5 protein-coding genes and 1 pseudogene are annotated in these 9,394 nt (G+C 68.0%); 3 read left to right on the top strand and 3 right to left on the bottom strand.

Annotation, left to right across the window (positions count from 1 at the left end; translation table 11 throughout):
- Positions 1-342 precede the first annotated feature (342 nt).
- Positions 343-1,401, bottom strand: a complete 1,059-nt coding sequence (locus ACTWPW_RS61410) for a tyrosine-type recombinase/integrase (RefSeq protein ID WP_443174612.1) — start codon at positions 1,399-1,401, stop codon at positions 343-345.
- A gap of 511 nt (positions 1,402-1,912) precedes the next feature.
- Between ACTWPW_RS61410 and ACTWPW_RS61405 the strand changes: the two genes are divergently transcribed.
- On the top strand, positions 1,913-2,149 hold the full coding sequence (locus tag ACTWPW_RS61405; RefSeq protein WP_443174611.1) for a hypothetical protein: 237 nt from the start codon (positions 1,913-1,915) through the stop codon (positions 2,147-2,149).
- Between the two features lie 169 nt (positions 2,150-2,318).
- Positions 2,319-2,489: a hypothetical protein gene (locus tag ACTWPW_RS61400; RefSeq protein ID WP_443174610.1), complete on the top strand. Its 171-nt coding sequence runs from the start codon at positions 2,319-2,321 to the stop codon at positions 2,487-2,489.
- 198 nt (positions 2,490-2,687) lie between these two features.
- On the opposite strand, the gene ACTWPW_RS61395 is transcribed toward ACTWPW_RS61400, so the two are convergent.
- Positions 2,688-5,279, bottom strand: a complete 2,592-nt coding sequence (locus tag ACTWPW_RS61395; RefSeq protein WP_443174609.1) for a DUF7825 domain-containing protein — start codon at positions 5,277-5,279, stop codon at positions 2,688-2,690.
- A 21-nt stretch (positions 5,280-5,300) separates the two neighbouring features.
- On the opposite strand from ACTWPW_RS61395, the gene ACTWPW_RS61390 reads away from it, so the two are divergent.
- Positions 5,301-5,633, top strand: coding sequence for a hypothetical protein (locus ACTWPW_RS61390; protein ID WP_443174608.1), 333 nt, complete (start codon positions 5,301-5,303; stop codon positions 5,631-5,633).
- A 188-nt stretch (positions 5,634-5,821) separates the two neighbouring features.
- On the opposite strand, the pseudogene ACTWPW_RS61385 reads toward ACTWPW_RS61390, so the two are convergent.
- Positions 5,822-8,859, bottom strand: a pseudogene (locus ACTWPW_RS61385) (Tn3 family transposase).
- Positions 8,860-9,394: the final 535 nt, after the last annotated feature.

Genomic DNA, 9,394 nt, shown 5'->3' with positions numbered 1-9,394 from the left:
CCGCTGGAACAATCCGGCATGCCAGCTCAGATGGTCTGGACGGGGACGGATAAGCGGGGCGTCTGACGTGGCCGCGCCCATAAGCTCCGGCTCCCCGACCACGGCCCGCCGGTGGCCCGCCGCCTGCGTTCCAGCGGCCAGTCCGGGAAGTAGAAGCTCGAGCGCAGCTTCGGAATAGCAAGTTCGATCGATCCTGCGCGGGTGTCCCACTCGGGGAGCCTGTAAGACTGCTGTCACCCGGTACACGCGATTGCGTTAGAGCAGGTCAGGATCCCTGTGTCGAGACGGAAACGCCTCGACCCTGCGGTAGGTGGCCGGGGGCCGGGGAACCGATGCGATGGGTCAGGCTCGCCCCCGGCCGCCGCGCCGGAGGGGGTCTCGTGCTGCGACGTGCTCGGCGACGGCGTCGACGCCGGGACGGGCGTAGCGTTCCAGGGAGCGGACGGAGGCGTGCCGGGAGCGGGCCAGCAGGGTGGGGGTGTTGGTGCCGTCTTCCGCTTCATGAGTCAGAGAGGAATGGCGCAATTGGTGCAGGGTCCACCCGCCGCGTGTCTCGAGTGCAGCCGGGTCGGTGATGCCGGGGTGGGCCAGCGGCCGGGTGAGTGTCTCGAAGAGTTCGGCGGCGCGCCGGTACGACAGCCGGGCCCGCCCGGTGACCGGGCAGATATCGCCGCTCGGGGTGCGCGCGGACGCGCGCCGGTCGGTGAGGAACACCGGGCCGCGGGCGCGGCCCTTCAGCAGCCGGGGCAGGAGCTGGGCGGTGCCGGACTGCCAGTGCACCCAGTCGATGGTGCCGCCCTTGGAGACGACGCGGCCGCGCTTGTCGGCCAGGAGCACGTCCTCCACGTCGAGGCAGAGGATTTCCTCGGCCCGAGCGCATGTCTCATACAGGGCCTTCCATAGCGTCCGTTCCCGCAGCGGCGCCTTCGCCGTAAACAGGGCGGCGATCTGCTCGCGTGATAGTGCCCGGGTGCGGTCGGGCGGCGCGGGACGCCGCTCGATGCCGATGACCGGGTTGCTGGCCAGCCAGCCGCGCTGGCGCCACCAGGCGATGGCGGCCTTCATCACCGACAGCTCCCGGTTGACGGTGTCGGCGTCGACCAGCCGGGCCCGCCGCGCGAAGGCCTCGGCGAGCGCCTCGGCCGCCGTCGGGTCGTCGAGCGCGGCGAACGCCGCAGCGGGGGGAGAGGCGCCGCGGCGGTCGCGGCCGAGTGGCGGCTGCTGCCCGGTGGCCAGCCACGCCCAGGACAGCAGCGAGATCCGGTAGACGCGCCGGGAGGAGGTGCCGATCCCGGCCGAGCGGAGATACGCCTCCACGGCGTCGGCGTAGGCGGCCGGCCGGTCGGCGTGCAGCGGAAGGACGGCGGCGGTGCCCCAAGGCGCGGGCGCGGGCTCACTCATGATCACGCCTCGCGGGGAGGGCGCCGTCGGCGTTGGGTCGTCCATGACGATCCCCTTCCATCTGCCGCAGTAAATGCGTACACCTCGATCATGATCGCCGGAGGGGGTGATCCAGCTCAGGATGGCACGGCACGGGCGGCTGCCGCAGTAAATCCGGTATTTACTGCGGCAAGCCGATGGAGTTTCTGAACGGAGGTAACGCTCGCTGTCCTGTCTCGCCGATCTCGGCCCGTTCTCAATCAATCCGGCCTGAACGGGGAAGATGACTCGGCGGGAGGCATCCACCGAGGTCAGGGCTTCGGCTCGTCTCATCGAACTTGGCCTGGACAGCGTCTACGGCCAGGCTGAGTGAGAGAACCGTGGACGACGTGTCTCGATCAATCGGGCCCGCCCTGGTCAGAGCCTCGGAACAGACCACCTTCAACGAGAACGGACACTCGCGGCGGCTGACCGTCTATGTAGTGACAACCTCGGTGGCGGGGTGCCTGCCGGGAGAGCGGCTGAAGGGAAGGTGATCGATCATGAATCTGGCGATTGTCGATTCACGAACGTGCCGGTGGTGCAGGAAGGTCAGCCACCCGAGCAGAACATGCGCCGCGAGCTCGGCTCAGATGTGCAATATCCCATGAGTTCCTCTTTAGCCGCAGGACCTGGGCTTATCGGCTGGCTGGTGCTTTGGCTTCTTCTGGTGTTAATGAGATTTCGGGGTTCTGAAGGTCTATCGTCCTGGTCGTTCGTCTTGCTGTGATGGTGAAGGCGAGGTGGCTGGAGTTGGCGCTGGCGGTGGTGAAGGATCTTCGGGTAGCGTGCCCCGGCCACCGCCGAGAACCTGGAAGCGCTGGAAACCGACGTGCTGGCCGGGTTCGTGCTGGCCCGGGCGGCCGCGGGGCCATCGGACGGCACGATCGCCTTTGGACATGATGCACCTGGAGCAGGTGCGCGCCTGGTTGGCCAGCCGCTGCGGCAGATGGAGCCTGCTCGGCTTCACCCAGCGCCGCGATGACATCCACGCCTGCGACGATCTGCGCGAACTGCCCGATCACGACATGGACCCCCGCCCCTCGTTTCCGTTTGTGAGAACCCGTTGACGGCAGCGGCACCGCAGCGATGCATTCGCCTCACCATGTGACCCAGCGCGACGCAGTTGCCGACTTGCAATCGGTACTTAAATACAGGTTTACCGTCGGAACACCGCATCACTCGCCCGATCCCGGCCTACCCCAACCACGGCCGGAGAACAGCATCATGGCGCCCGAGTCCCACCCGCTCTCCGAAGATGTCCGGTGTCACATCGAGATCACCCCTTGCAGGCGTCGCGCCTCGTGGACCACCAGACTCTGCCCCTTGCGTGCCGCCACCTCCGCCAGCCCCGGGACGTCATCGCGCGCCCCCGTTCGCATCGCCGCTTCCGTGGCGGCCTTAAGCAACTCGCCCAGCCCTGGCCGGGGCTTCTCGTCGGAGCCGGGCAACAGCAGCGGCAGGGCCTGTGCCAGAGCTGCCCACACCTGGGCGTGTGCCCCCGCCGCCATTACCTCGTCGAGGATGCCGGTGACCCTGTTGAGCTTGACCTGTTCCGCGCGGACCAGGTGGCCTATAGCCTGGCCGAGGTCGGCGGCAGGCAACTGCCCGTGTGCGGTCAGCGTGATGACCGCGTCGGCGGCCAGGGCTCGCTGGGCGGGACGGTCGTGCCCCATGCCGATGACGATTACGCTCGCGGTGGCGATGCCCACCGGGCCGTCGCCGTGAGCCAAGGACGCCACGACCTCCACCTGGCCGTCCGAGCTGTCCATGAACAACGGCAGGCACTGCAGGACGTGCGCGGCCACGACCTCGCGATGGGACGGCATGATCGCCGGCCACCACTGCATGTCGCGGGAGAATGGCTTGGGGTCCAGCGTGCACAACTCGGCGACCAGCTCGTTAACGCCTCCGGGCGGCGTGAGTCTGGCGTGCGCCGACTGCTCGAATGTGTCGAGCTCCCAGGTCACCGTGGGATCAGGCAGTCCACCATCGCGCAGCCAGGCCGCCAGCCGCCGACCTGCCCGCGACGGCAGCTTTTCGGCCCGTACGACCAGTGCCGGATCGATCTGGCGCGGTAGCCTGAGCAACGCCTGCACGAAGTCAGCCTCAAGCGGCTCGGCGTCGCCCAGCAGCTCCATACGCTCGATCAGGATCTCGGCGGCAACGTGGCCGGTCGGGGACGTCGGCGTGGCTAGCAACACAGGGATCGTCTCATCCCGTTCGAACAGGGACAGGACCTCACGGAACCGCCGCTGGACGAAGCGCTCCGGGCTGGGATCGGAGGTGGACCAGGCGCTCCGCCGGTTCTGCAGCACAGCGGACAGCTCACGGCTGTCCGCTGGCGACACGATCGCCAGCGCGCAGTGTGGCAGTAGGGCTCGGACGTTCTCAAGACTGCCGCTGACCATGTGCCTGCAGGAGCTCGCATCGAACGGCTGCCGCCAATACGACAACCACCAGGGCCGCAATGCCGCTGCGACGGCCTGGCGGTCACGATGGGTCAGCTCGACGAGGGCGGCGAGAATGCGCTCGAACCGCGCGGGTTGATCCGGCCCCCACAGCCTGCCCAGCTCGGCCGCCAATTCCTCCGCCGAGACGATGGGCCGGGCCAGAGCAGGCGGCGGCATCGCCGTCACGGCGGGGGCGGACACGACCTCAGGCTGGACCGCCTCCACCGCGCCGAAGACAGCGGCCACCCGCTCACACAGGCCTGCGGGCAGCCGGGTGGCCGCCTCGCGGATCGCCCCCTTGCCCGATTCGTCAGCGTGAGGGGCGAGCCGGACTGCCACTTTCACCGCACGCTCGCGAAGGGCAGGCGTGTCCACGTCGAACACGGGCGCCAGCGCGGCCACCGCTGCGCCGCCGGTAGGCCCGGGCGCCTCGGCCATCCACTTCACGGCCGCCGTCATGTGCTTCTTCTCCGGTCGATAGGCCAGCGCCAGCACCGCCTCGGCGAACAGCTCGTCGTCGAGCACTCCTGCAGCGTGCGCCCGGCGCAGCTCGTCCACCGCGAGCTGGACCACCGGCGTGGGCGCCGACGGCAGCACCCGCACAAAATCCGCCACCGGGATCTCGGTCACCTCCGGCGCCAATCTCCGCCAAAACACCACGAAGGGACCTGCCTGCGCGGCCTCGGCTGCCACCAGGAAGCGGCCGACGCAGCCGTCGAGCAACACCTGTCGGGACACCCGCCCGCTGTCGGCCAGCGCGGCCAGCTCATCGATGATCGGATGGCCGTCCCTCCAACTGGAGTCCCAGGCCAGCCGCTCCGCAACGCCCTCCGCCTGAAACAGGCGCGGCAGCATGTGGTCAAACAGCGGATCCTCGGCGAGGACCAAGGCTCCTTCGCTCCTCCACTTCCGCTCGGCCACGTGCGCCGACCAGCCGGCCACGAACGCGTCATTCTCCGGCGGCTCTGCCCCCGTCTCGATCACCAGCGCTGCGGCCAGACCCCAGTCGGCCGCCATCAGCACGCCCGGCCAGGGTGAGCGTGTGTCCGGGCGCAACCGGCGCACGAGCCGGACAGCCAGGTCCTGGCGCCACTCCTGCGGTCTGCGGCGCAGCACGGACATGACGTATACGGTGTCGGCTGCCGGGGCGCGTACCCAGCGCAGCTCCCGCCGGTTGAGCCAGGCCGCGACCTGCTCCGCACCGCCCAGAATGGCCGCCCCGACCACACGACAGGCAGAGGCCAGGTCCCGGGCCTCGAACCGGTCGTGGAGGCGTTCGCTCAGGCGAGCGGGCAGCTCCCGCGCCACCACGCGCCGGGCCGGGTCGCTAAGGTCGTTCAGGAACCCCACGAGGCCCCGGATGTCACCGTCGTCGATACGGTCGAGGATCTCCTGCAGGGCGTTCATTCCGGAACCTCGATTGCAGAAATGTCCCCGCCCGAGCCCGTGCGGGAGAAAAGGACGCGCTCGTACCTGCTCTTGATCATAGGCCGCACCCTATTGACCTCCACCGACAAAAGCGTTGAAATCATCACGCCTTGCCTCCTGAGCTGGGCTGGCAACACCAGCACCGTGAAGACGAGGCAAAGCCACGATCCCGGATGGAGCGCCGTGTCAGGGGCCGATGTGGGTGAGCGGGGCGAGCAGCTGGAGCAGGCGGTAGGCGGCGGTCATGTTCTCGGCCGTGAAGGCCACCGTGTGTCCGGTTCGGGTGATGCCGGGGATGAGGGCGGCCAGATCGGCCGCGTGTGGCTAATGTAGGTCGACCCCGGTCTCGAGCGGGCTAGGGACGGTGACGGGCCGGTGCTGGTCCTACCGCTGGATCGCCTGGCCGGCGCTGCCGGATCTGGCGGACGGCCTCGGCCAGCCGCGGCCAGCGTCCCTGCGCCCGCGCCGCGTACTGCGCTTTCTGACTCATCACCGTGATCGTCGCCATGGGGTGAGGCTCCTCAGTGTCCCGCAGCCGGCAGGCCGGTCAGCTCCAGGCGGCGGTCGGTCCGCAGCTGGATCTCGCCGTACGGGCTCATGTTCGAGTGGAAGATCGGAGTCAGGCCGCGCCGGTCGGCGTCGGTCAGCTCGTCCTGCCACTCCGGCAGGGCGAGCGTGTCTTGAATCATCAACGTGTTAATCAGGCCGAGGCAGCTTTGCAGGATGTGCAAACACAGCATGCCCAGCTCCTGCTCTTCCCGCCGGTTGGAGGCCAGCTCCCCGCGCTTGCCGAACCGGATGTAGTCGTTGACCCCGTTGTAGTTCTCCACCACGTTCAGCCCGGATTCGGTCTCCCGCTGCAGGTCACGGTCGCGCAGCCAGCGCGCCAGAAAGATCGACCGCTGGGCGCGGCCGACCTCCAGCATGGCCGCGTAGGCGGGGTGCGTGGTCTCGCTGGTGAACCGGCGCAGCAGGGCCTCGGTGGAGGCGGTGCGCAGCCGGATCGCGGTGGCGTACTTCATCATCAGGTCGTAGTTGTTCTCGATGATGTCCCACCTGATCGGCCTGGTCAGCGCGGGTGCGAGCAGCGGGTAGGACGAATGATCGCCCCGGCAGGGCACGTACAGCTTCATCTTGTTGATCTGCTTGAACCGGGCGATCAGGTCGAAGTCCAGCAGCCTGGTGATGCCGAACCCGACGAAAAGGTGGCGCCATGGGAGTCGACGAAGTTCTGCTCGATCTCCATGTCGGTGCCGTGCCGCATCGCTCCCTCGACCATCGCGTGCACCTCTGAGGCCGAGCAACTGATCAGCTGGCTGTGCACGGCCATCGACCCGGCGACGTCAACCGTCCAGTAGATCAAGACGCCGCGCTTGGCCCTCCGATATCGAGAATGCCATTCGGTGAATATATTCTGATCGAACGCGGAGAAGTGGGTGGAATCGGAGGCCACCGCGGTGGTGCCCTCACCCCACAGAGCGGTCTGCCGAGCGGCGAAGGTGGCGTCCGCGATGATGCGGGCGGCCTCGCGGCAGCCCTCCACGGTCACGTAACGCCGCCGGACGTAGCGCAGGTCGTCCTCGGTGTGCGGGTGGTCGCCGGCGGCCACGGCGCGTACCCCCGCGCCGGTGCCGTAGGCGTAGATCAACAGCAGCAGGCGTTCGAACAGCACCTGGGCCTCCAGATGGTTCTGGGTGCCCGCCGGGGTGAAGACGTTCAGGCAGCCGGTGCGCAGCGCGGTCTCCGTCAGCATGTCCATCAGCGGGACCACGCCCCACCGGGAGCGGATCGCCGTCTTCAGCCGACGCAGGTTCCGCGGTTCGGGCGCCGGATCCAGCGGTGACAGGTGGATCGCTCCCGCGCCTCGCCGTTCTTCGATCTTCAGCCAGGGCAGGCCCTTGCCGCCCAGGGCGTCGTTCAGCGCCGACAGCTCCGCGTCCAGCTCCTCCATCATCTCCGTGGTGAAGTGCTTGGGATCGAGCGGTTTGCGCAGCTTGGCGTAGTTCTCGGCTCGGTTGGCCTCAAAATCCTTGGGCAGGTCGTCGTCGGGGTTGCGCCACTTCTCCGCGCCGACCACCCAGACCTCCTTGCAGCGCAACTTTTCCCGCAGGCTCTGAAACACCCCACATTCGTAGACGGTGCGCAAGATCCGCTGCCGGCGCGTGCTATCGGCCCGGTACAGCAGCTCCACCAGCTCCGCCGGGATGATCCCGTCGACCGGGACGCGCTCGCCCAGCGCGTAGCACTTCATCCGGTTGTTGGCCTCGGCCTTGTACCGCTTGATCAGCGCCAGGGCCTCCATCATCGGCGCGTGCACCGTATTGGTCGAGCCGAACTCCAGCGCCTCCACGATCTGGATCAGCCCGGTCCGGTAGTGGTTGGTGTAGGAGGCCTTGAATACCCGCTGCCGGTGCTGCCTGTAGGAGGTGCTCTTGGCCCGGTACTCATGCAGCAGCGACACCAGCGTCTGGTGCCCGCCGGGCACCGCCGGATAGATGACGTCCTCGACCCGCTCCTCCGGAGCCTCCAGCGCCGCCTCGGTCATCTTGAACAAGATGTTCTCCTTGCCCGACACCCGCTTCAACTCAGCCACGAAATCGCCGATGACCTTCGTCTCCGCGCGGGCATTGATCCGATGCACCGTGGCGATGAGCAGGTCCACCAGCGCATCGGTGATCTCCCGCCCCCGGCAGAACAAGTAGGCGGCCAGCAGCGTCATCTTGATCTCGTGCGGATGGCTGCGCAGATGCGACGGCGCCTCCGCTGCCACCCGGGCCCGCCAGCTCGCCAGCACCTTCGGCGCGACGTCGGCGAACAGATCGTCCGGCAGGCCGACCTTACCGATCGCCTTCAGCTTGAACACTTCCCCCTCGATCGTCTTCACGCTGACGTTGCCCGGCTCCTCCCGGATCATCGCGAACACGTCCACCCCGGCCACCTCGGCCGCGCCGAACAACGCGCCGTCATCCTGCCCGGCCGGATCCTCCTCCTCGCCCGGGTCGGCCGTCTTGGCGATCATGGCGAGCATCCGCGCCACCGCCTCGGTGGGGATCCGGCCGCAGATCCGGGCGGTCAGCGCCTGCTCGGCCTGCCGAAGCCCCGACCCGATGATCCGCCGTAGCCGATCCCGCGTCGGCGGCTCAATCCGCTCCTCCCTCAAGTGCGCCAACAACTGCTCGCGCACCCGATCGACCTGCCGCTCCTTCTCACACACCTCGACGGCCAGCCACTTCGCAGCCTTCTCCGCATCGGCCACCGAACACTCGCGGAAGCCGAAGTACTTGCGCACATCGGCCCGATGCTGCTTGATGGTCCGGCCGTCCCACTCATACAGCCCGAGCTCGGACGCCGGCACATCGACCAGGCGAGCGACGTAGGCCACCGCCTGGTCCGGGATCTCACTACGGCCGCTCGGAAACCTGCCGTGGACCGCATAGAAGCGCAGGAGCAGCGCGAATCCGAGCTTGGTCGCCCCGCGGCGCCCGGATAACTGCTCTAGCTCCTCGCCGACCAGCGTCCAGTTCCCGATCAGATCATCCTCGTCCAGCACACGCGCCACGCGACATCCGGCCTTCTCGCCAATGGGCAGCTCCCCGGGCCGCCGCAGACCCACAGTTCCGGGGTCCATCCTGACCGCGGCCGATCGTGCCCGTCGAGGATCAGCGAAAGATTCGCTATCGACCAGACAGGGAACCGCCCCTGACCTGCTCTAACGCAATCGCGTGTACCGGGTGACAGCAGTCTTACAGGCTTACCCGTCACCCGGATGTTGTCGACCATGCCGCTCCGCTCGGCCCGCACGCCTTCGCTCGTCTCGACTGTGATCACCGCACCCGGCCGTTCCAACCACATCACCGCATGGCACAACGAGCCCATGCTCCACGCCACCGCAGACTTCCCCTTACGGACCGCCGTGATCCATCAGGCGCGATCCCGTACCCCACAGCTGTCAGCGTCGGCCGTGGAACTAAGCTTGGCGTTTAACCCCTGAGCTGCACATTTGCCGCGTTCGGCGATGTGGGTGACTAATCCCTCATAGCGGATTGTGTCTCTCGGGACACGGCGTGTCGCCGTGAGTTGAGTCAGCCACCGTC

Source organism: Nonomuraea sp. KM90 (genome assembly GCF_052246675.1).
Taxonomy (GTDB): Bacteria; Actinomycetota; Actinomycetes; order Streptosporangiales; family Streptosporangiaceae; genus Nonomuraea.
This window is presented reverse-complemented; position numbering and strand designations above follow the sequence as displayed.